This is a genomic window from Micromonospora sp. U56 (assembly GCF_018070095.1).
Lineage (GTDB): Bacteria > Actinomycetota > Actinomycetes > Mycobacteriales > Micromonosporaceae > Micromonospora > Micromonospora purpureochromogenes.
On the sequence record NZ_JAGPYL010000011.1, the window covers coordinates 72,317 to 93,033 of the forward strand.

Sequence of the window (20,717 nt, forward strand, 5' to 3'; positions counted from 1 at the left end):
CTGGTCGCCAACGACCACATCGACCTGACGGTGGAGCCTGGAGAGATCCACGCCCTGCTCGGCGAGAACGGCGCCGGCAAGTCGACCCTGATGAACGTGCTCTACGGGCTCTACCAGCCCGACGAGGGCGAGATCCTGGTCGACGGCCAGCCGCTGAAGCTGAAGGGCCCCTCCGACGCGATCGCGGCCGGGATCGGCATGGTGCACCAGCACTTCATGCTGGTGCCGGTCTTCACGGTCGCCGAGAACATCATGCTCGGCGCCGAGCAGGTCAGGGGCGGCATCGCCGGCTTCCTGGACCGCCGCCGGGCCCGCCGCGAGGTGGCCGAGGTCTCCGAGCGGTACAACCTGCGGGTCGACCCGGACGCGGTGATCGAGGACCTGCCGGTCGGCATCCAGCAGCGGGTCGAGATCGTCAAGGCGCTCACCCGCGACGTCGACCTGCTCATCCTGGACGAGCCGACGGCGGTGCTCACCCCGCAGGAGACCGAGGAACTGCTCACGGTCATGCGGTCGCTGAAGGCCGCCGGCAAGTCGATCGTCTTCATCACCCACAAGCTCGGCGAGGTCAAGGCCATCGCCGACCGGATCACCGTGATCCGGCGCGGGAAGACCGTCGGCACGGCCTCCCCGGAGGCGAGCCGGGACGAGCTGGCCGCGCTGATGGTGGGGCGCAGCGTCCGGCTCACCGTGGACAAGCAGCCGGCCACCCCCGGCAAGCCGGTGCTCCAGGTCTCCGGCCTGGTGGTCGACGACGACCGGCGGATCCGCGCGGTCGACGGCGTCGACCTGACCGTGCATGCCGGCGAGGTGCTCGGCGTCGCGGGCGTGCAGGGCAACGGCCAGACCGAGCTGATCGAGGCGATCATGGGCCTGCGCCCGGCGCTCGCCGGCACGGTCACCCTCGACGGTGAGCCGATGCACGGCTGGTCCACCAAGAAGGTGCTGCGCGCCGGCGTCGGCTACGTCCCCGAGGACCGCAGCGTCGACGGCCTGGTCAAGGAGTTCTCCGTCGCGGAGAACCTGGTCCTGGACATCTACGACCGGCCGCCCTTCGGCAAGGGCCTGGCCCTCAAGCCGGACGCCATCGCGAAGTCGGCCAGGGAGCGGATCGCGCAGTTCGACGTCCGTACCTCCTCGGCCGACGCCTCGGTGGGCACCCTCTCCGGCGGCAACCAGCAGAAGGTGATCGTGGCCCGGGAGCTGTCCCGGCCGCTGAAGCTCTTCATCGCCGCCCAGCCGACCCGGGGCGTGGACGTCGGCTCGATCGAGTTCATCCACAGCCAGGTGATCCGCGAGCGGGACGTGGGCACCGCCGTCATGGTGGTCTCCAGCGAGCTGGACGAGGTGATCGGCCTGGCCGACCGGATCGCGGTCATGTACCGCGGCCGGATCATCGGCGTCGTCGGCCCGGACACCCCGCGCGAGGAGATCGGCCTGCTGATGGCCGGCATCACCCCGGACGCCGCCGGCGAGCCCGGGGGTGCCGTGGCCCCCGCCCCCGAAGGCCCTGGTAACGAGGACGAGGCATGACTGACCCAAACCCGGTGTCGGGCTCCCCGGACAAGGAGCCGGCGACCGAGGCGCAGGCGGCGCAGACCGCGGCGGGCAACACCGACCGCGGCGCGACCATGACCGCCCCGAAGCAGCCCACGGAGCAGCCGCGCCCCACCCTGGGCCGGCTCTTCCTGGACAACCTCTGGGCCGCCAACACGGTCACCGTGACGGTGCTCGCCCTGGTGCTGGCGATGCTGTTCGGGGCGGTCCTGATCATCGTGTCCGACCCGGAGGTGCTGGCCACCTACAGCTACATCACGGCCCGGCCCGGCGACGCGATCAACTCCAGCTGGACGGTGGTCAGCGAGGCGTACGCGAACCTGTTCAAGGGCGCCGTCTTCGACCCCGAGGCGTCCGGCTTCCAGGCGGTGCTGAGCCCGATCTCCGAGACGCTCACCTACACCGCGCCGCTGGTCTTCACCGGTCTTTCGGTCGCGCTCGCCTTCCGGGGCGGCCTGTTCAACATCGGCGCCCAGGGCCAGGCGACCATGGGTGTCATCCTCGCCGCGGTGGCCGGGTTCGCGCTGCCGCTGCCGCCGGTGGTGCACCTGCTCGTCGCGTTGATCGCCGGCGCCGTGGGCGGTGCGGTCTGGGGCTTCATCCCCGGCATTCTCAAGGCCCGGACCGGCGCGCACGAGGTGATCAACACGATCATGCTCAACTACGTCGCGGTCTACTTCCTCTCCTGGGTCATCATCCAGAACGGGGTGCAGAACCCGGAGCGCTCCGACGCGATCAGCAAGCCGGTCGACTCCTCGGCCCAGCTGCCCCGACTGCTCGGCGACGACCTGCGGGTGCACACCGGCATCCTGCTCGCGGTGCTGGTCACCTGGTTCGTCGCCTGGCTGCTCAACCGCTCGACGCTCGGCTTCGAGCTGCGCGCGGTCGGCGCCAACCCAGACGCCGCCCGCACCGCCGGCATCAGCGTCACCCGGACGTACGTGCTGATCATGGTGATCTCCGGCCTGCTCGCCGGTCTCGGCGGCAGCCAGATGGTGCTCGGCTCGACGGCGAACGCGCTGACCCCGCTGGTGGTCGCGCAGATCGGCTTCGACGGCATCCTGGTGGCCCTGCTCGGCCGGGTGAAGCCGTGGGGCGTGCTGCTGGCGGCGCTGCTCTTCGGCGCGCTCCAGGCCGGCGGCAACCGGATGCAGTCGTACTCGGGGATCTCGCTGGAGCTGGTCACCGTGCTCCAGGCGCTGATCGTCATCTTCATCGCCGCACCGGCCCTGGTGAAGGCGATCTTCCAGCTCCGGGCCGCCCGCGCCGCCCGGTTGCAGACGAGCCTGGCGAAGGGCTGGTAAGGCATGTCCACCATGGCTGTCCCCGACGTCGCCGTCGCCACGGTCGACGAGGGGTTCTGGACGCGCAACCGCAAGATCGGCGCGGTCCTGCTGGCGCTGGGCCTGCTCGCCGCCGCGCTCTTCGGGGCGCTCGCCACCGACCGGCAGGCGCGCTTCACCCTCAGCGAGACCGAGGGCGGCGCGGCACTGGAGATCAACGGCACGGTCGGCGCGATCCTCTTCGGGATCATCGCCGCCGCGGCCGGCGCCGCCCTGCTGGCCGGGATCCCGAAGCGTTGGTTCACCCTGGCGCTCGGCGTCGGGCTGGTCGCCTTCGTGCTGAGCTTCCTCTGCTGGCAGGTGTCGGCCGCCCCCGAGGGCCGCAACTTCATGCCGCTGGTCAACATCGTCCGGGGCACCTTCATCCTGGCCCTGCCGCTGATCTTCGGCGCGCTGGCCGGCGTGCTCTGCGAGCGCTCCGGCGTGGTCAACGTGGCGATCGAGGGACAGTTGCTGATGGGCGCCTTCAGTGGCGCGCTCTTCGGCAGCATGTTCAACAGCGTCTGGGTCGGCCTGGTCGCGGCGGCGATCGGCGGGGCGTTCATCTCGCTGCTGCTGGCGGTCTTCGCGATCCGCTACCTGGTCGACCAGGTGGTCATGGGTGTCGTGCTGAACCTGCTGGCGGTCGGCATCACCGGCTTCCTCTACGAGCGGCTGATGCAGACCAACGCACAGAAGTACAACAGCGCTCCCCGCTTCACCAACTGGGAGATCCCGCTGCTCAAGGACATCCCGCTGATCGGGCCGGCGCTGTTCCGCGGCAATATCTTCCTCTACCTGGGCCTGCTGCTGGTGCTGGTCATCCACATCGCGCTGTTCCGCACCCGGTGGGGCCTGCGGACCCGCTCGGTGGGCGAGCACCCGACCGCGGCGGACACCCTCGGCGTCAAGGTGCTGGGGCTGCGCTACCGCAACGTGCTGCTGGCGGGCGTGGTCGCCGGCATCGGCGGCGCCTCCTACACGCTGGCGCTCTACAGCTTCACCAAGAACATGATCGGCGGTAAGGGCTTCATCGCCCTGGCCGCGCTGATCTTCGGCCGGTGGAGCCCGACCGGGGCGCTGCTCGCGGCCCTGTTCTTCGGCTTCGCCGACCAGCTCGCCACCTACCTGGGCGCGATCGGCAGCAGCATCCCGAGCCAGTTCCTGGCGATGCTGCCGTACCTGGCGACGATCCTGGCGGTGGCCGGCCTGGTCGGCCGGGTGCGCGCTCCCGCAGCGGACGGCAAGCCGTACATCAAGGGCTGAGCCTTCGGCAGAAGCCAGATCCGTGCCCGGTGGGGGATGCCCCGCCGGGCACGGTCGTTTCCGGGCCGGGCGGGTGCGGGCGGGTGTCGGCGGACACCAGGGGTACCCCTTCCCGCGCCCGACCAGCCTGACTTGGGCAGAATGGTGGGATGACCGAGATCGACTGGGAGCGACTGCGGGCCGCCGCCACCGAGGTGATGCGGCACGCGTACGTGCCGTACTCGAAGTTCCCGGTCGGGGCGGCCGCCCTGGTCGACGACGGCCGGGTGGTGACCGGCTGCAACGTGGAGAACGCCGCGTACGGCGTCACGCTCTGCGCCGAGTGCGGGGTGGTCTCCGCCCTGCACGCCAGCGGCGGTGGCCGGCTCGTCGCGATGTCCTGCGTCGACGCCACCGGCGAGCCGCTGATGCCGTGCGGGCGCTGCCGGCAGCTGCTCTGGGAGAACGGCGGGCCGGAGTGCCTGGTCGAGTCCAAGGGCCGGCCGCTGCGCATGGCGGAGCTGCTGCCGCACGCCTTCGACGTGGCCGACATCGAGGCGGTGACCGGGGAGCAGCCGGTTCCGGTGGTGCCGGAGCGGCTGGCCGCCTGGCGGGGGCGGGGGACCGTCTTCGTGCACCCCGACATGTCCGCCGGGCAGCAGGTCTGGACGGCGTACTGGGAGCGGTCGGCGGGGGACGCCGAGGGCGCCGAGACCGGGGTGCTGGAGGAGGGCCCGAGCTGGGACGAGCCCGCCGAGGCGATCACCTGGGGGCACGCCCGGACGCCCCGGGTGGTGGTGGTCGACGCGAGCGGCACCATCTTCTGGGCCGGCGAGGGCGAACCGCCGATGGAGATCCCCACCCGTTGGCCCGCGGGCTGAACCCCTGCGCGGCGTACCGCCCACCAGCAGAACCGACAAGCAGAGGAACTCGACGATGAGTGCGTTCACGGCGGTCGACGTCATCCGTACCAAGCGGGACGGGGGAGTGCTGAGCGACGCCCAGATCGACTGGGTGGTCGACGCGTACACCCGGGGGCTGGTCGCGGACGAGCAGATGTCGGCGCTGGCCATGGCGATCCTGCTGCGCGGGATGACCCCGCCGGAGATCGCCCGGTGGACCGCCGCGATGATCGCCAGCGGCGAGCGGCTGGACCTCTCGCCGGTGGCCCGGCCGACCGTGGACAAGCACTCCACCGGCGGCGTCGGTGACAAGATCACCCTGCCGCTCACCCCGCTGGTCGCGGCCTGCGGCGGCGCGGTGCCGCAGCTGTCCGGGCGCGGCCTCGGGCACACCGGCGGCACGCTGGACAAGCTGGAGTCGATCCCCGGCTGGCGGGCGGCGCTGAGCAACGAGGAGTTCATCTCCCAGCTGCGCGAGGTCGGCGCGGTGATCTGCGCGGCCGGCGAGAGGCTGGCCCCGGCCGACCGCAAGCTGTACGCGCTGCGCGATGTCACCGGCACCGTCGAGGCGATCCCGCTGATCGCCAGCTCGATCATGAGCAAGAAGATCGCCGAGGGCACCGGTGCGCTGGTGCTCGACGTCAAGGTCGGTTCCGGCGCGTTCATGAAGTCCGTCGACGACGCGCGGGAACTGGCCCGGACGATGGTCGAGCTGGGCGGCGCGCACGGCGTGCGGACCGTCGCCCTGCTCACCGACATGTCCACCCCGCTCGGCCTGACCGTCGGCAACGCGGTCGAGGTGACCGAGTCGGTGGAGGTGCTGGCCGGGGGTGGCCCGGCCGACGTGGTGGAGCTGACCCTGGCGCTGGCCCGGGAGATGCTGGACGCGGCCGGCCTGCCGGACGCCGACCCGGCCGCCGCGCTGCGCGACGGGCGGGCGATGGACGCCTGGCGCAGGATGATCCGCGCCCAGGGCGGCGACCCGGACGCGCCGATGCCGACCGCCAACGAGGTCGAGGTGGTCCGCGCCCAGGCCGACGGCTTCGTCGAGTCCGTCGACGCGTACGCGGTCGGGGTGGCCGCGTGGCGGCTCGGCGCCGGGCGGGCCCGCAAGGAGGACCCGGTCAGCGCCGCGGCGGGCGTGGTGCTGCACAAGCGGCCCGGCGACCCGGTCCGGGCCGGCGACCCGCTCTACGAGCTCCGCGCCGACCAGGCCACCCGGATCCCGGCGGCGCGGGCCGAGGTCGAGCTGGCGGTCCACCTGGCGCCCACCGCGCCGACCCCGTCGTCGCTGGTCATCGAGCGGATCGGCTGAACGGCCGACCGCCCGCGACCGGTCGGCCGGTGGGGGAACCTCGGCATGGTGCCGACCCGCCACGGGCGCTATTCTCCCAGCCCAGGGGGAGAGGCCGGCGGTGACGCCGGCGCGAGCAGACAGGGACTTCGACCGTGTTGGTACCCGCCCCCGATCCCCGGGAAGTCCGTGAGGCGAGCCTGGACGAGCTGTCCCGGTTGCGCCTGCCGTTGCCGCCGCCCCAGTTTCCGCTGGTGTGGGAGCCGGGCGACGAGATCGAGTTGCGTCCCACCGGGGAGATCGAGGCGCGGATCGCGATCCTGCACCTGATCCTGGCCCGCTGCTTCGGGATGCCGCCGCAGGCGGCGATGAGCTGGCTGCTCGACTCGCACCTGGTCGAGATGGTCACGCCGCCCGAGTGGCAGTTCGTGATGGGCGGCAAGGGCGACCACCGCTCGTTCGTGCTGCACCACGACGCGCTCTTCTCGCTGGCCTGGGTGCTCGGCCTGAGCAAGCAGCTCGACCCGACCATCCCGGTCGACGAGCGGTTGGTGGAGCGGATGCCGCACCTCGCCGGTGGGGAGACGTTCGGCCAGTGGCGGGCCCGGATCCTGGCCGCGCCGCAGCACCCGGCCGACGCCGCCGCCCTGCTCGATCTGCACTACTGCCTGGACTGGGCGTACCTGGAGGCGGAGCAGCGCGGTCAGTCGCTGCCGGGGCTGGTCGACGCCAACGCGATCGGCCAGCGGCGCTGGGCGCTGGAGTGGGCGGTGATGCTGCGCGGGCCGTACCACGACGAGCCGCCGGGCTGGGAAGAGGTCGACCTTTCCACCTGAGCGGGGGTCAGCGCGGCCGCCAGACGGTGAGCCGGACGGCGGCGGTGACCGCGACCGGCTCCGGCAGCGCGGTGATCCGGGCGGCGAGCCGTTCCGGGTCGGTGTGCCAGGCGCTGGGGCCCATCCCGGCCAGGGTCGCCACCTCGGCCCGGCTCAGCCGTAGCCGGGCGGTGTGCGTGGCGCCGCGCTCCTCGGTGAAGTGACCGGCCAGGCTGTCGGCGACCCGGTCCGCCTTGGCCGGGTCCACCCGCAGCAGGTCGAGTGCGTCGACCAGCTCGGCGAGGTGCGCGTCGGTCGGGGTGACCACCAGCAGCGCCCCGGCCGGGTCGAGGACCCGGTGGAATTCCGCGCCGTTGCGCGGGGCGAAGACGTTCAGCAGCACGGCGGTCGAGGCGTCGGCGAGCGGCAGCCGCTGCCAGGTGTCGGCCAGCGCCGCCGCGGCCCTCGGGTGGGCCCGGGCCGCGCGGCGCAGCGCCGGCTTGGCGACGTCCAGGGCCAGACCCACCGCGTCGGGCAGCGCCGCCAGCACCGCGGCGAGGTGCCGGCCGGTCCCCGCCCCGGCGTCCACCACCAGCGGGTACGCCCCGACGCCCGGCTCGCCGTCCGCCCGCCGGCCGGCGCCTGTCGAGCCGACGACCCGGGTGGCCGCCTCGGCCAGCGCGGCGGAGATGACGTCGTAGTGCCCGGCGGCCAGGAAGTCCACCCGGGCGGCGACCATGTCGGCGGTGTCGCCGACGTGCGGGGCGCGACCGGTGAGCAGGTTGACGTACCCCTGCCGGGCGACGTCGAAGCTGTGCCGGCGCGGGCAGCGCAGCGCGCGGGTGTCGGGGGCCGGGGCCAGTGGTTCGGCGCAGACCGGGCAGCGCAGCCGGGCCAGCACGGCCGGGGGCATCCCGGTCCCGGGCTGCTCGGGCGGGTGCGGCGCGGTCACCCGGTGAGCCTACGTGAGCGGCTCGGGGCCCCGGCTGGACGCGCGACCGGCGTCGCCGCTCCCGGCCAGCCGGTCGACGACCCGGTGGGTGAGCCGGTCGAGCGCGGCCAGTTCGTCCGGCTCGAGCAGGTCGATCAGGTGCCGGCGGACGGCGGCGACGTGGCCGGGGGCGGCGGCCTCGATCGCCCGTCGGCCCTCGGCGGTGAGCACGACCACCGAGCCACGGCCATCGGTGGCGCACTCCTCGCGGACGACCAGCCCGCGCTGCTGCATCCGGCTCAGGTGGTGGGAGAGGCGGCTGCGCGACCAGAGCATGCGGTCGGCCAGCTCGCCCAGCCGCAGCCGCCCGTCCGGCGCCTCGGAGAGGTCGGAGAGCACGTCGTAGTCGGGCTCGGAGAGCCCGGCGTCGCGCATCAGGTCGCGGGCCAGCTCGAGGTCGAGCAGCCGGCGCATCCGGCGGTAGCCGCGCCAGGCGCGGTCCTCGCGGTCGTCCAGCCAGCGCGGTGCGTCCATGGGGCCAGCCTAGCCGATTGTTGACATGTCACCCAACCCTGGTTAGGTTGATGACATGTCAACGACTTTGCCGACGCGGTTCGCCCGGCTGCTGTCCGGCCTGGTTCTCTTCGGCGTCAGCGTGGCATTGCTGGTCCGCGCCGACCTCGGCCTGGCCTCCTGGGACGTGCTGCACCAGGGGCTGGCCGAGTGGACCGGGTTGCCGCTCGGCCTGGTGGTGAACGCCGTGGCGGTGGCCGTGCTGCTGCTCTGGATCCCGCTGCGGCAACGCCCCGGTGTCGGCACCGTCGGCAACGCGGTCGTGGTCGGCCTGGCCGTCGACGCCGCCCTCGCCGTGCTGCCGCAGGTCGGTCCGCTGACCCTGCGGATCGCGCTGCTCGTCGCCGGGATCGTGCTCAACGGGGTGGCCACCGCGCTCTACCTGGGCGCCCGCCTCGGGCCCGGCCCACGCGACGGCCTGATGACCGGTCTCGCCGCCCGGGGCCTGCCGATCCGTCGGGTGCGCACCCTGATCGAGCTCGCGGTGCTCGCCGTCGGCTGGCTCCTCGGTGGCGCGGTCGGCCCGGGAACCCTGCTCTACGCGGTCGGCATCGGGCCGATCGTCCACCACCTCATCCCGACATTCGCCCTCCCGGCCCCGGCCGGATCGTCCGACAGGAGTGCCTCCCCATGCCCCGCCTGAACGTCATCGTCGCGAGCACCCGACCCGGCCGGGTCGGCCGCCGGATCGGCGACTGGTTCGTCACGGCCGCCGTCCGGCACGGCGCCTTCGACGACGTACGTCTGGTCGACCTCGCCGAGATCGGGCTGCCGTTCCACGACGAGCCGCACCACCCCTCCGAGGGGCGCTACGTGCACTCGCACACCCGGGGGTGGAGCAGTCTCACCGCCGCGGCCGACGCCTTCGTCTTCGTCATGCCGGAGTACAACTACGGCTTCAACGCCCCGCTGAAGAACGCGATCGACTTCCTGTACCACGAGTGGCGGTACAAGCCGGTCGGCTTCGTCAGCTACGGCATGACCTCCGGTGGCCTGCGCGCGGTGCAGATGATCAAGCAGGTGGTGACCACGTTGAACATGATGCCGGTCAACGACTCGGTGCCGATCTTCCTGCGCCGCGCGCTCGACGAGGACGGTCGGCTCGTCCCGGATCCGGACCGGGAGGCCGCCGCCGAGTTGATGCTGGACGAGGTGGCCCGGCTGGCCGCCGCCCTCGCCCCGGTGCGGGTGACGGCGTGACCGCCCGGCTGTGGGAGCTCTTCGGTGAGCGGGGTCGCGGCGTGCTGGTGACGCTGCGCCGCGACGGCCGGCCCCAGCTGTCCAACCTCGACTACCTCGCCGAGCCGGACCTGATCCGCTGCTCGACCGTCGGCGACCGGGCCAAGGCCCGCAACCTGCGCCGCGACCCCCGGGCCAGCCTCCACGTCACCACCGGAGACGGCGGCGCGTACGCCGTCGCCGAGGGGACCGCCACCCTGACCCCGCCCGCCGTGACCGAGGACGACGCCACCGTCCAGGAGCTGGTCGAGGTCTACCGCCGGATCCGGGGCGAGCACCCCGACTGGGCGGAGTACCGGGCCGCGATGGTCGCCGACGGTCGCCTGGTGATCCGACTGGCCGTCGACCGCGTCTACGGCTGGCGACCCTGAGCCGGTCCACGGTCGCGCCCCGTGTCGCGTCCGTGGGCCGTCTCGACCGGCCCGGTCAGCGGGGACCGCTCCCGCTCGGCGCCGGCTCGTCGAACGTCCGGTACGCCCCGGCGACCACGCAGCCGGGCCCGGGCAGCCGATAGAACGACCAGCCCGAGAGATAGCTGCCGTTCACCTCCTGCTGGCGCAGATGCACCGCGAGCATCAGCCCCGCCGGGATCCGGTCCGGATGGATCGTCAGCAGCCCGGCCTCGGGACTGTTCAAGGTCACGGCGGCGTCCGGCCCGAGTATGACGGGAAGGTCCTGTTGTACCTCGGTGCCCCGGTCCTCGGGCGGGCAGGCGGCCTCCGGTCGGGTCTTGACCAGCGTCGCCCGGACCCCGGTCCGGCGCAGCTCCTCGTTGATCCGGGCCGGGTCGGCGGCGTCGGCCAGGGTCACCGTGACGGTGCCGTCGGAGGCCGACGCGCTCGCCGACGGCGTCGTCGCCGTCCCCGCGGGTGCCTGCGGGCGGCCGGCGACCACCGCCGCCGTGCCGGCCGCGGCCAGCGTCGCGAGCCCGACGGCGACGACGGCGAGTCGCCGCCGCGCGGCGGTCACCGGTCGCCGCCGCGCCGGGGCGATCTCGCGCAGCAGCGCGTCACGGCGTACGCGGACCCGTTCGGCGGGCAGGTGCGGCAGATGCGGGCGGAGCGGACTGTGGTCCATCGGGTTGGTCCTCCATCTCGAGGTCGGCGAGCACGCCGGTGCGCAGTTGACGGTGCGCCCGGGCCAGGCGGGACTTGACGGTGCCCAGCGGGATGCCGAGCGTGACGGCGGCCTGGGCCTGGGTCTGTCCGAGCCAGACACAGGCCTCCACCACCTCCCGGTCCCGGCGGGCGAGCCCGGCGAGGTGGCGGTGCACGGCGGCGACCCGCCGCTCGGCGTCCACCCGCTCGACGACCGCGTCGGCGTGATCGGCGGCGGGCTCGGGCGGCGGCACCCGGTCCAGCGCGGCCCGGTGCCGCCGCAGCGACCGGTGATGGTTGCGGCTGACGCCCAGCGCGATGCCGTAGAGCCAGGGCAGGACGGTCGCGCCGTACGGCACCATCGCCCGTCTTCGCCGCCAGGCCTCCAGGAACACCACCGAGACCAGGTCCTCCGCGGCCGACCACACCCCCGTACGCCGCAGGCAGTAGCCGAACACCGCGTCCGCGTGCCGCTCGAAGAGCGTGCCGAAGGCCGTGGTGTCACCGTCGAGGCTCCGGGTCCAGAGCTCTCGGTCGTCAGTCATGTCGCGCCCTCCATGCCCTGTCATGTCCGTACGGGGTGGTGCGGTTCACGGCGACGCGCCGGCCCGGCGGTCCCGTCCCTGGGCCGGTCGGGGGCTGACTAGGGTCTGAGCATGGTCGCAATCCGATACGAGGACATCGTCAAGGTCCCCAAGGCGCTGCTGCACGATCATCTCGACGGCGGCCTGCGGCCGGCGACGGTCGTCGAACTCGCCGCCGAGGTCGGTCACGAGCTGCCCACCACCGACCCGGAGGCGCTCGGCCGCTGGTTCGTGGAGGCGGCGAACTCGGGTTCGCTGGAGCGCTACCTGGAGACCTTCGCGCACACCGTCGCCGTCATGCAGACCGCGCCGGCGCTGCGCCGGGTGGCCCGGGAGTGCGCGCTCGACCTGGCCGCCGACGGGGTGGTCTACGCCGAGGTGCGGTTCGCTCCGGAGCAGCACCTGGAGCAGCACCTCACCCTGGACGAGGTGGTCGAGGCCGTGGTGGCCGGCTTCGTCGAGGGCAGCGAGCAGGCCGCCGCGGCCGGCACGCCCATCCGGATCGGCACCCTGCTGACCGCGATGCGGCACGCCGCACGCTCGCAGGAGATCGCCGAGCTGGCGGTGCGGCACCGGGACACCCGGGTGGTCGGCTTCGACATCGCCGGCGCCGAGGCGGGCTTCCCGCCCACCCGCCACCTGGACGCCTTCGAGTATCTGCAGCGGGAGAACTTCCACTTCACCATCCACGCCGGCGAGGCGTTCGGGCTGCCCTCGATCTGGCAGGCCATCCAGTGGTGCGGCGCGGACCGGCTCGGGCACGGGGTACGGATCGTCGACGACATCACCCCCGGGCCGCCGCCGGTGCTCGGCCGGCTGGCCGCGTACGTGCGGGACAAGCGCATCCCGCTGGAGTTGTGCCCGTCGTCGAACGTGCAGACCGGTGCCGCAAGGTCGATCGCCGACCACCCGATCGGGCTGCTGCGCGACCTGCGGTTCCGGGTCACGGTCAACACCGACAACCGGCTGATGAGCGGCACCTCGATGTCCCGGGAGATGGCGCTGCTGGTGGACGCCTTCGGCTACGGCTGGAAGGAGCTCCAGTGGTTCACCATCAACGCCATGAAGAGCGCCTTCATCCCGTTCGACGAGCGGTTGCGGATCATCGACGAGGTGATCAAGCCGGCGTACGCGAAGCTGCTGGCCTGATCAGTGGTGCGGGTGGCTGGCGACCAGGCCGGCCACCCGCCGCAGCACCTCGCGCGCACGGGCGGCCTCGGCGCCCAGCCCGGTCTGCCGGCGCAGCACCGCCGGCTCGGCGCGCAGCAGCGCCACCCCGCGCCGCAGCACGACCTTCGGCGCCTTGCGCTGCTCGGCGAGGTCGCGGGTCAGCCGGCGGACGAAGGTCGTGCCGCGCGGGCGCCGCAGCGCGTACGCCCCGGCCAGCAGCCCCCGGCGGCGGCACTCCTCGACGATCTCGGCGGCGAAGATCCCTTCGGCGACGAAAAGTGGCGATCCGGCCACCTCGAATGGCCGGGTGGCCACCCGTCGGTCGGCACCGATCGCATAAACCGGCACTTCGGCCTTGCCCTCCTGGGCCAGTCGGGCAATTGTGTCCACGGCCGTCCCGGCATCCCACGAGTCGGACGAGTCCCAGTCCACCTGTCCGTTCTGGCGCGGCAACGTAGGGTCATCGCCGTCCTTGTAGAAGTCGTCCAGGCAGAGCACCGGAAGTCCGGTTCGATGGGCTATATACGACTTTCCGGAGCCGGAGGGGCCAGCGAGCAGGACGACGCGGTGACGATATTCCATTACGTTCGGTAACTCCGGCCAGACGGATTGCTATCAAATTGCATCAACATCTCATCACACCTTCGGCGACCGCCAACCTGGGCTTTCTCTTTCGGGGGCGGCGTGATGGAATCTCGGGGGTCCGACCCGCCGGGTCGGTCGCTGGGCGTTGCCCGTGGCAACGCGGGGACGCTGAATCGCGAGGGCGGTGACGTGAGCAAACGGCCGAAGACGGCGGGCTCCTTCCTGTCGCGGCTACGCCGGCCGGCTGGCCGGCTCCGCGACATGCCGATCTGGTCCAAGCTCGGTCTCATCATGATCGTGCCGACCATCGCCACGGTCGTCGTGGGCACCAGTGGTCTGGTGGACCACCTGCAGACGCTCAACAATGCCAACCGGGCGGGCGACCTGGCCAACCTGGTCGGGTACTCGGGTGACCTGGTCAACAGCCTCCAGGACGAGCGCACCGCCGCCGTCCTGCTGCTGGGCGCGCCCAAGGGCCAGCCCCGGGACCAGTACCAGGAGGCGTACAACCGGGTCAACCAGCGGGTCGACCAGGCCAAGGCGCCGTACTCGCAGCAACGGCTGGAGATCGATGATCTCCCGGCCAGCCTCGAGACGCTGCTGGACCGGATCGACCAGGAGCTGAGCGACCTGCCCGGCACCCGGAGCCAGGTCTACAACGGCAAGTTCAGCCTCAGCGGCGCGGTGGGGTCGTACCAGGGTCTGATCGAGCAGCTGATCAGCGTCCGGGACTCGGCCACCCAGCTCGCCGGCGACAACGACCTGAGCGACCGGATGCGCGCTGCCGCCGCCGTCGCGCGGAGCAAGGAGTTCCTGTCGCTGCGCCGCGTGGCGGGGCACCGGGTGCTCCTGCAGAAGGCGTACATCGCGCCACTGCGCGACGACTTCATCGCCAACCAGAAGGGCGAGGAGCTGGCGCGGCAGACCTTCCAGTCGGTCGCCAACCAGTCCGAGCGCGAGCTGTTCAAGCAGACCGTCGCCGGCTCCGACCTGCGCCAGGCGGAGGCCTACAGCGGTTTCATCAAGTCCCGCGACACCGAGAGCATCGCCGGGGTCGAGTTCGGCACGGACCAGTGGGACGCCGCCATGGTCGCCAACGCCGCGCTGATCCGTGCCGTCGAGGTCAAGCTCGACGGCAAGGTGGTCCGGCAGGCCGACGAACTCCGCTCCGACGTGCAGCGCCAGGTCTTCCTGGAGACCGGCCTGCTGCTGAGCATGCTGCTGCTGGCGATCCTCTTCGCGTACCTGGTCGCCCGGTCGATGGCCCGCTCCCTGCGCGACCTGCGCCAGGGCGCCCTGTCCATCGCCCAGTACGGCCTGCCGCAGGCGGTGGCCCGGCTGCGCGACCCGCAGGTCAGCGGCCAGCTCTCCCCGGCGCAGCTGGCCAACCAGATCGCCGAGCCGCTGCCGGTGCGCAGCAAGGACGAGTTCGGCCAGGTGACCGAGGCGTTCAACGCGGTCCACCTGGAGGCGGTCCGCACCGCCGCCGAGCAGGCCGCACTGCGCTCCTCCGTCGCGACGATGTTCGTCAACCTCGCCCGCCGTTCGCAGATCCTGGTCGACCGGCTGATCGGTCACCTCGACCGGCTCGAGCGCGGCGAGGAGGACCCGGACCGCCTCGCCGAGCTGTTCCAGCTCGACCACCTGGCCACCCGGATGCGCCGCAACGACGAGAACCTGCTGGTCCTCGCCGGTGCCGACTCCACCCGGGTGCAGCGCGAGCCGGCCGCCCTGATCGACGTGCTGCGCGCCGCGCAGTCCGAGGTCGAGCACTACACCCGGATCGAGTTCGGGATCATCGACCGGGACATCGAGGTCGCCGCCCACGCGGTCAACGACATGGTGCACCTCGTCGCCGAGCTGTTCGACAACGCGACCGCGTTCTCCCCGCCGGACTCGCAGGTCATGGTCGAGGCGCGCCGCATCGGCGACCGGGCCACCCTCTACGTCGAGGACCGCGGCATCGGCATCAGCCCGGAGCAGCTGGGCGACCTCAACGAGCGGCTCGCCACGCCGCCCCAGGTCGACGTCGCCGTCTCCCGGATGATGGGCCTGGTCGTGGTCGCCCGGCTGGCCTCGCGACACGGCGTCAAGGTCGAGCTGCGTCCCGGCGCCGACCGCGGCACGGTGGCCGAGGTCACCATGCCCACCTCCGTGCTGGTCCCGCGGGCGCTCACCGGTCGTGGGCAGCCCGTCCCGGCGCTGCCCGCGGCCACGCCCGGCCCGCAGCAGTTCGGTGCGGCCCCGACCTTCGGCGCGGCCCCCGCCTTCGGCGCGCTGCCGGCGCTGGGCAACGGCCCGACGCCGACCCCGCGTACCGGCGAGTCCGGCAACCAGGTCACCCTCGGCGGTCGGGCATTCGAGCCGGCCCCGCAGAACGGCCCGCCGGCCAACGCCGGCGGGGGGCGCGCCATGCCGGCCTGGTCGGACCTGACCGGCGCCAGCGCGCTCAACGGCAACGACGGCTTCGCGCCCCGCCCCTCCAACGGCCAGCAGATCGACCCGCTGCCGCAGCGGCGGTCCGGCGACACCGACCCGGTCACCGGCCAGCAACCGGTGATCCCGCGGCAGCTGCCGAGCAGCCCGGAGGCCCGCCCCTACAGCGCGCCGCCGGTCCCGCCGGTCTCCGGCGCCCCGGTCTCGGGTTACCCGGTCTCCGGCAACCCGGTCTCGGCCTCGCCGTACTCGGGCCCGCCGGTGTCGGCCTCGCCGTACTCGGCTCCGCCGGCCTCGCCGTACTCCGCCCCGCCGGCCTCGCCGTACTCGGGGCACCCGGTCTCCGCCCAGCCGTACTCGGGGCACCCGGTCTCCGCCCAGCCGTACTCGGGGCAGCCCGTGTCGGCCGCCCCGGTCTCCGCCCAGCCGGCGTCCGCGCCGCCCCGGCAGAGCCCGCCGAGCCCGGCCGCCCCGCCGGCCTGGCCGCCGGTGCCGAACCAGGAGCAGGCCGCCCCGCCGGTGCCCGAGCGGCTCGCCGCCGCGCTGGACATGACCACGGAGCTGCCCCGGGTGGCGCGCCCCGAGCCGACCCAGCAGACCGCTCAGCCGCCCGCGCCGGCCACCCCGCCGGCCGTGCGGCAGCCGACTGCGCAGCCCGCCGCGCCCCAGGTCCGCGCAGGGCAGCCGGCCCCGGTGAACCGGCCGCCGACTCCGCAGGAGACGGCGAACCGGCAGCGGTACGCGGACGAGACGATGGAGCTGCCGATCTTCCGGGAGCTCGAGTCGGCCTGGTTCCGTACCTCCCGCAAGCCGGGTCCGGAGGAGGTGGCCGCTGCCGCCGCGGCCGCCAAGCCGGCGGCCAATGGCACCGCGACCCAGCAGATGCCCGCCGTCGACGCCTCCGGTCGCTCCGTCCCGAACACCGCACCACGGACGACAGGTAACGCACCGATGGCAAACACTCCGATGGCCGGAGGGACGCCGCGCGACAACGGCTCGGCGACCAACAGCGGCGGCCGCCCCGGTCAGGCCGAGGGTCTGCCCACCCGCCGGCCCACCGCCCCGCAGTCGGCCGGCTGGCAGACCGCGGCCGACGACGGCTGGCGTGCCGCCGTGGCGGCCTCCGAGGTGCCGGTGGCGGCCACCACCGAGACCGGTCTGCCGAAGCGGACGCCGATGGCCCAGCTCGTCCCGGGCGCGGTGGAGAAGCCGACCATCTCGGCGCAGCGGCGTACGCCCGAGGCGGTGCGCGGTCTGCTCTCGGCCTACCACCGTGGCGTGCAGCGCGGGCGCAGCAACCCCTCGGACAGCAACCCCACCAGCTCGGAGGCGACTCCGGGAGGGCAGCAATCCTCGCAGTCTGGCTCCGGCCCGGCGGCCGGTAGCGGGCAGAAGGAGCAAGAAGGATGACAACTACGCAGGATCTCGGTTGGCTCCTCGCCAACTTCGCCGACCGGGTGCCCGGTGTCGCGCACGCGGTCGCCGTCTCCGCGGACGGCCTGCTCCTCGCGTCCTCACGGGACCTGCCGCGCGACCGGGCCGACCAGTTGGCCGCCATCGCCTCCGGTCTGGTCAGCCTCACCCAGGGCGCGGCCCGTTGCTTCGAGGGTGGCGCGGTGTTGCAGACCGTCGTCGAGATGGACAACGGCTTCCTGTTCCTGATGTCCATCTCCGACGGTTCCTCCTTCGCGGTGCTGGCCGCCCGCAGCAGTGACGTGGGCCAGGTCGGATACGAGATGGCCCTGCTGGTCGACCGGGTGGGCGACGCGCTGACCCCGCAGCCCCGCACGGCCGTCGGGATGATGGGCTGACCGAGCTGACCACCGGGTCGGCACGGCAGCAACGACACGACAACAACGACGGGTTCCACCGGGCGAGAGCCGGTGCCGGGTACGAAGGAGGTGAGCGGCGACATGGCCGATCGTGACGAGCCAACCGGAGCGTTGGTCCGTCCATACGCCGTGACCCGTGGTCGTACCCGTCCCCGGCTCGACATCGCCATGGAGGCGCTCGTCGAGACGACGGTGCGCGGTCGCGCCGCTGCCGGTGGCAACGGCGGCCAGGGCCGCGAACACCAGTACATCGCCGCGCTGTGTGACGGACGCGTGCAGTCGTTGGCCGAGATCGCGGCGCGAATGCAGCTTCCGTTGGGTGTGGCCCGGGTGCTCATCGCCGACATGGCGACGGATGGCCTGGTCGCGGTCCACGAGCCGACCATCCTGGACGACTCCGACGACGCGGTGGGCACTGAACTGCTGGAGAGGGTGCTGAGTGGACTTCGCAGGCTCTGACATGTCGCACCGGCCGCCGGCCCCGAGCGGGCGCGTGACGTCGGCGAAGATCGTTATCGCCGGTGGATTCGGCGTCGGCAAGACGACCTTGGTCGGCTCGGTCTCGGAGATCACGCCGCTGACGACCGAGGCCATCATGACCAGCGCGGGCGTGGGCGTCGACGACACCCGGCAGGTGCCGGGCAAGACGACGACCACGGTGGCGATGGACTTCGGCCGGATCTCGATCGACCGGGACCTGATCCTGTACCTGTTCGGTACGCCGGGCCAGACGCGGTTCTGGTTCATGTGGGACGAGCTGGTACGCGGCGCGATCGGCGCCGTCGTCCTGGTCGACACCCGCCGGCTGGCCGACTGCTTCGCGGCGATCGACTTCTTCGAGCACCGGCGGCTGCCGTACCTGGTGGCCATCAACTGCTTCGACGGGATGCAGTACCACGACCCGCAGGACGTCCGGGACGCGCTGGCGATCTCGACGGACGTGCCGGTGGTGGCCTGCGACGCCCGGAACCGGGAGTCGACCAAGCATGTGCTGATCTCGCTGGTCGAGTACGTGCTGACCATGCGCCGCACGCGCGCGGTCGCCCCGGCCTGACCGGCCTCGACGCGCCCGGTGGCGGCTTCGGCCGACGCCGGGCGCGTCTGCGCGTCCCGGGCCGGCCGGAACTCGATGTGGCGGCGCTTCGCCGTCTGCTGACCCGGTCCAGAGTGGACGCACCGACAGCCGCGAGCACCGTGGCCCGCGCGCCGCAGCCCCGCGCGCCGGCGGTGCCGGTGCCCGGGGCTGCGGGTGGGAAGAGGTCGGGAGAGCGGGCCTGGCCGAGGGTCAGGAGACCCGGGCCCAGCCGCCCTGGGTGAGCTGGTAGACGCCCAGCGAGTCGCGCTCCATCCCGCCGTGCCGGATCGGCGCGAAGGCGTACCACCCGGCCATGCCCTCGGTCACCTGCGTCTGCAGGTACGCCCGAAGCCGTCCACGGTCGACGCTGCTGCCCAGCCGGGCCGCGTTGGCGACGAGCTGGAGGGCGTCGGAGGCGTACGGGGCGAAGCCGCTGAACCCGCCGTACTCGTGGATGTAGCGGAACACCAGCTCGCGTCGGGCCAGCGCGGCGGTGTACCCATCAGGGTGGGGTCCGTCAGGCAGGTCGGGTGCACCACGTACGCCCCCTCCATGGCGGACGCGTTGCTGCCCTCCACGGTCTCCTCGGCGACCGCGGCCGCGTCGAAGAAGAGCGGACCGCGCCAGCGGGCCCGGCGCAGGGCGCGAGCGGCGCTGCTGCTGTCCGGAGCCGCCGCCCACACCACCACGCCGTCGGGGTCACCGGCCACCGACTCCCGGGCGGCGCGGGCGACGTCGGCGCCGGCGCGGGGCAGGCGTACGGTGCGGTCCAGCTCGACCCCGTCCGGCTCCGCCTCGTCCTGCGGCTGCGCCTGCCCGCAGGCGCTCAGCAGCAGGCTGCTGGCCGTCGCGGTGAGCACTCCCCGTCGGGTGAGCACGGAGGAGTCGATTGCCGGTGCCGCCATTGGAGTCGCCTTCCCACCCCGGCGTCACCTGCCGCCGACGGTTCCGCCGGTGTGCTTCCGGCCGCCTCGACCCGGCGTCAAATTATCCGGGTGTGGGCAGGGACACGCAGGTGGAAGGCGCTTTAGCCGGGTTCAGGAACGGTAACCGGCCGACCGGAACTCGTACTCGCGGTCGTCGTCGCGCTCGGCCGGGTCGCGGCTGAAGTCCCAGCCGCCGGCCGACTCACGACCCGGTCGTCCGCCGACCGCGAACCCGCCGATCTCCTGGCCGCGACGCCAGCCGCGGAAGTAGCCGGTGGTGTTCTCGGCGAGGCTCGCCGCGTCGCGGACGATCCGCAGCGGACGCTCCTCGCGCAGCGGCGAACCGGGCACCAGGTTGGCCTGCGGGACCCGCTTGGGCAGGCCGGCGGTGGTCTCCGCGCCGACCGCCGGGCGAGCGGCCTGCTCGGCGGCCTGCCAACCGGTGTCGGCGGTGGTCGACCAGTCCAGCTCGGACTCCTCCTCGCTGTGGCCGACGAACCAGGCGGACCTGGCCTGCGCGAAGATCAGCAGGTCGCCGTCGCCCTCGTCGGAGATCGGCGGAGGCCGGTGCTCCATCGGCGCGGGGCGGCGCTCCGCCGGCTCGGGCCGGCGCTCCGGGGCCGGCCGGGCCGCCCGGGAGGCGCGCCCGGACCGGCTCGCCTCCTCGCGGTCGACCAGCCGCCGCGGGGGCGTCTCCAGGCGCGGGTCGCCGCCCGGGGCCGGACCGTCGCGCAGGGCCCGGTCCGCCAGCGGCGGCGGCTCGACCAGCCGCAGCATCGGCGGCTCCGGCGGCAGGTCGTCGGCGAGCCACGGCGGGGTGACCCGACGCTCCGAGCCGGGGTCGGTCGGCGCGTCCACCTGCCGGCCCGCGTGCTCGCCGTATGACGGCACGACCGGGTTGTTGGCGGAGCTGTCGGCCGGGTCCTCCGGGTTGTTGACCAGCGGCCAGTTCGCCCGGGAACCGGGCGGAGCGGACTCCGCCTCGGGGCGCGGGGTCGGCACCGGGATGCTCAGGGCGGTGGCGCTGAAGCCGCCGGTGGGCGCCGACAACGCGCCGTTGGTCTTCGGGCGGGGCGGGATGACCGTGCGCTGCCGCTCGGCGCGGGCGCTGTTGATCGCCGCCGTGGTCAGGGT

General features: G+C 73.3%; 20 protein-coding genes and 1 pseudogene. 14 read left to right on the top strand and 7 right to left on the bottom strand.

The window, feature by feature from the left end:
- The first annotated feature begins 18 nt into the window (after window positions 1-18).
- The 6 genes from KBX37_RS07020 to KBX37_RS07045 all read left to right on the top strand — a co-directional run bounded on the left by KBX37_RS07020 (window position 19) and on the right by KBX37_RS07045 (window position 7,156).
- Window positions 19-1,533, top strand: coding sequence for an ABC transporter ATP-binding protein (locus KBX37_RS07020; RefSeq protein WP_307848984.1), 1,515 nt, complete (start codon window positions 19-21; stop codon window positions 1,531-1,533).
- Window positions 1,530-2,861, top strand: coding sequence for an ABC transporter permease (locus KBX37_RS07025; protein WP_210775101.1), 1,332 nt, complete (start codon window positions 1,530-1,532; stop codon window positions 2,859-2,861). Before KBX37_RS07020 ends, KBX37_RS07025 begins: the two co-directional genes overlap by 4 nt.
- Window positions 2,862-2,864: 3 nt before the next feature.
- Window positions 2,865-4,145 carry an ABC transporter permease gene (locus tag KBX37_RS07030; protein ID WP_210775102.1) on the top strand — a complete coding sequence of 427 codons (1,281 nt, stop codon included), beginning with the start codon at window positions 2,865-2,867 and terminating at the stop codon, window positions 4,143-4,145.
- Window positions 4,146-4,294: 149 nt separating this feature from the next.
- Window positions 4,295-5,005, top strand: coding sequence for a cytidine deaminase (locus tag KBX37_RS07035; RefSeq protein ID WP_088964039.1), 711 nt, complete (start codon window positions 4,295-4,297; stop codon window positions 5,003-5,005).
- 55 nt (window positions 5,006-5,060) lie between these two features.
- Window positions 5,061-6,341, top strand: coding sequence for a thymidine phosphorylase (locus tag KBX37_RS07040; protein ID WP_210775103.1), 1,281 nt, complete (start codon window positions 5,061-5,063; stop codon window positions 6,339-6,341).
- Window positions 6,342-6,475: 134 nt separating this feature from the next.
- Window positions 6,476-7,156 (top strand): DUF4272 domain-containing protein, encoded by a 681-nt coding sequence (locus tag KBX37_RS07045; RefSeq protein WP_210775104.1) that lies wholly within the window; start codon window positions 6,476-6,478, stop codon window positions 7,154-7,156.
- A gap of 7 nt (window positions 7,157-7,163) precedes the next feature.
- Here KBX37_RS07045 and KBX37_RS07050 read toward each other — a convergent pair whose 3' ends face one another.
- Together KBX37_RS07050 and KBX37_RS07055 are read right to left on the bottom strand one after the other, a co-directional pair.
- The gene (locus tag KBX37_RS07050; RefSeq protein WP_210775123.1) at window positions 7,164-8,048 is read right to left on the bottom strand and encodes a putative RNA methyltransferase; all 885 of its coding nucleotides are present in this window, start codon (window positions 8,046-8,048) and stop codon (window positions 7,164-7,166) included.
- Window positions 8,049-8,096: 48 nt separating this feature from the next.
- The gene (locus tag KBX37_RS07055; protein ID WP_210775105.1) at window positions 8,097-8,600 is read right to left on the bottom strand and encodes a MarR family winged helix-turn-helix transcriptional regulator; all 504 of its coding nucleotides are present in this window, start codon (window positions 8,598-8,600) and stop codon (window positions 8,097-8,099) included.
- A 55-nt stretch (window positions 8,601-8,655) separates the two neighbouring features.
- Between KBX37_RS07055 and KBX37_RS07060 the strand changes: the two genes are divergently transcribed.
- The 3 genes from KBX37_RS07060 to KBX37_RS07070 are packed head-to-tail and all read left to right on the top strand — an operon-like array spanning window position 8,656 to window position 10,249.
- A complete protein-coding gene (locus KBX37_RS07060) occupies window positions 8,656-9,282 on the top strand; it encodes a YitT family protein (RefSeq protein WP_210775106.1) in 627 nt (208 codons plus the stop codon).
- A complete protein-coding gene (locus KBX37_RS07065) occupies window positions 9,270-9,839 on the top strand; it encodes an NADPH-dependent FMN reductase (protein WP_210775107.1) in 570 nt (189 codons plus the stop codon). The genes KBX37_RS07060 and KBX37_RS07065 overlap by 13 nt, the downstream gene beginning before the upstream one ends.
- Window positions 9,836-10,249: a PPOX class F420-dependent oxidoreductase gene (locus KBX37_RS07070; protein ID WP_210775108.1), complete on the top strand. Its 414-nt coding sequence runs from the start codon at window positions 9,836-9,838 to the stop codon at window positions 10,247-10,249. Before KBX37_RS07065 ends, KBX37_RS07070 begins: the two co-directional genes overlap by 4 nt.
- A gap of 55 nt (window positions 10,250-10,304) precedes the next feature.
- On the opposite strand, the gene KBX37_RS07075 is transcribed toward KBX37_RS07070, so the two are convergent.
- Window positions 10,305-10,955, bottom strand: coding sequence for a hypothetical protein (locus KBX37_RS07075; RefSeq protein ID WP_210775109.1), 651 nt, complete (start codon window positions 10,953-10,955; stop codon window positions 10,305-10,307).
- Window positions 10,888-11,520, bottom strand: coding sequence for an RNA polymerase sigma factor (locus KBX37_RS07080; protein WP_210775110.1), 633 nt, complete (start codon window positions 11,518-11,520; stop codon window positions 10,888-10,890). The genes KBX37_RS07075 and KBX37_RS07080 overlap by 68 nt, the downstream gene beginning before the upstream one ends.
- Window positions 11,521-11,631: 111 nt before the next feature.
- Here KBX37_RS07080 and KBX37_RS07085 point away from each other — a divergent pair, with 111 nt between their 5' ends.
- Window positions 11,632-12,708, top strand: a complete 1,077-nt coding sequence (locus KBX37_RS07085; RefSeq protein WP_210775111.1) for an adenosine deaminase — start codon at window positions 11,632-11,634, stop codon at window positions 12,706-12,708.
- Here the strand turns inward: KBX37_RS07085 and KBX37_RS07090 are convergent, their stop codons facing one another.
- Window positions 12,709-13,227, bottom strand: coding sequence for an ATP-binding protein (locus tag KBX37_RS07090; RefSeq protein WP_307848983.1), 519 nt, complete (start codon window positions 13,225-13,227; stop codon window positions 12,709-12,711). It abuts the gene before it with no gap.
- Between the two features lie 276 nt (window positions 13,228-13,503).
- Between KBX37_RS07090 and KBX37_RS07095 the strand changes: the two genes are divergently transcribed.
- The 4 genes from KBX37_RS07095 to KBX37_RS07110 all read left to right on the top strand — a co-directional run bounded on the left by KBX37_RS07095 (window position 13,504) and on the right by KBX37_RS07110 (window position 18,636).
- Window positions 13,504-17,160 carry a nitrate- and nitrite sensing domain-containing protein gene (locus KBX37_RS07095; protein ID WP_210775113.1) on the top strand — a complete coding sequence of 1,219 codons (3,657 nt, stop codon included), beginning with the start codon at window positions 13,504-13,506 and terminating at the stop codon, window positions 17,158-17,160.
- Window positions 17,157-17,561 carry a roadblock/LC7 domain-containing protein gene (locus KBX37_RS07100; protein WP_132186590.1) on the top strand — a complete coding sequence of 135 codons (405 nt, stop codon included), beginning with the start codon at window positions 17,157-17,159 and terminating at the stop codon, window positions 17,559-17,561. The genes KBX37_RS07095 and KBX37_RS07100 overlap by 4 nt, the downstream gene beginning before the upstream one ends.
- Window positions 17,562-17,663: 102 nt before the next feature.
- Window positions 17,664-18,041, top strand: coding sequence for a DUF742 domain-containing protein (locus KBX37_RS07105; RefSeq protein WP_210775124.1), 378 nt, complete (start codon window positions 17,664-17,666; stop codon window positions 18,039-18,041).
- A 1-nt stretch (window position 18,042) separates the two neighbouring features.
- A complete protein-coding gene (locus KBX37_RS07110; RefSeq protein ID WP_210775114.1) occupies window positions 18,043-18,636 on the top strand; it encodes an ATP/GTP-binding protein in 594 nt (197 codons plus the stop codon).
- A 344-nt stretch (window positions 18,637-18,980) separates the two neighbouring features.
- Here KBX37_RS07110 and KBX37_RS07115 read toward each other — a convergent pair whose 3' ends face one another.
- On the bottom strand, window positions 18,981-19,562 hold the full coding sequence (locus KBX37_RS07115; protein ID WP_247657183.1) for an ABC transporter substrate-binding protein: 582 nt from the start codon (window positions 19,560-19,562) through the stop codon (window positions 18,981-18,983).
- 132 nt (window positions 19,563-19,694) lie between these two features.
- Window positions 19,695-20,717, bottom strand: a pseudogene (locus tag KBX37_RS07120) (transposase); the annotation flags it as partial.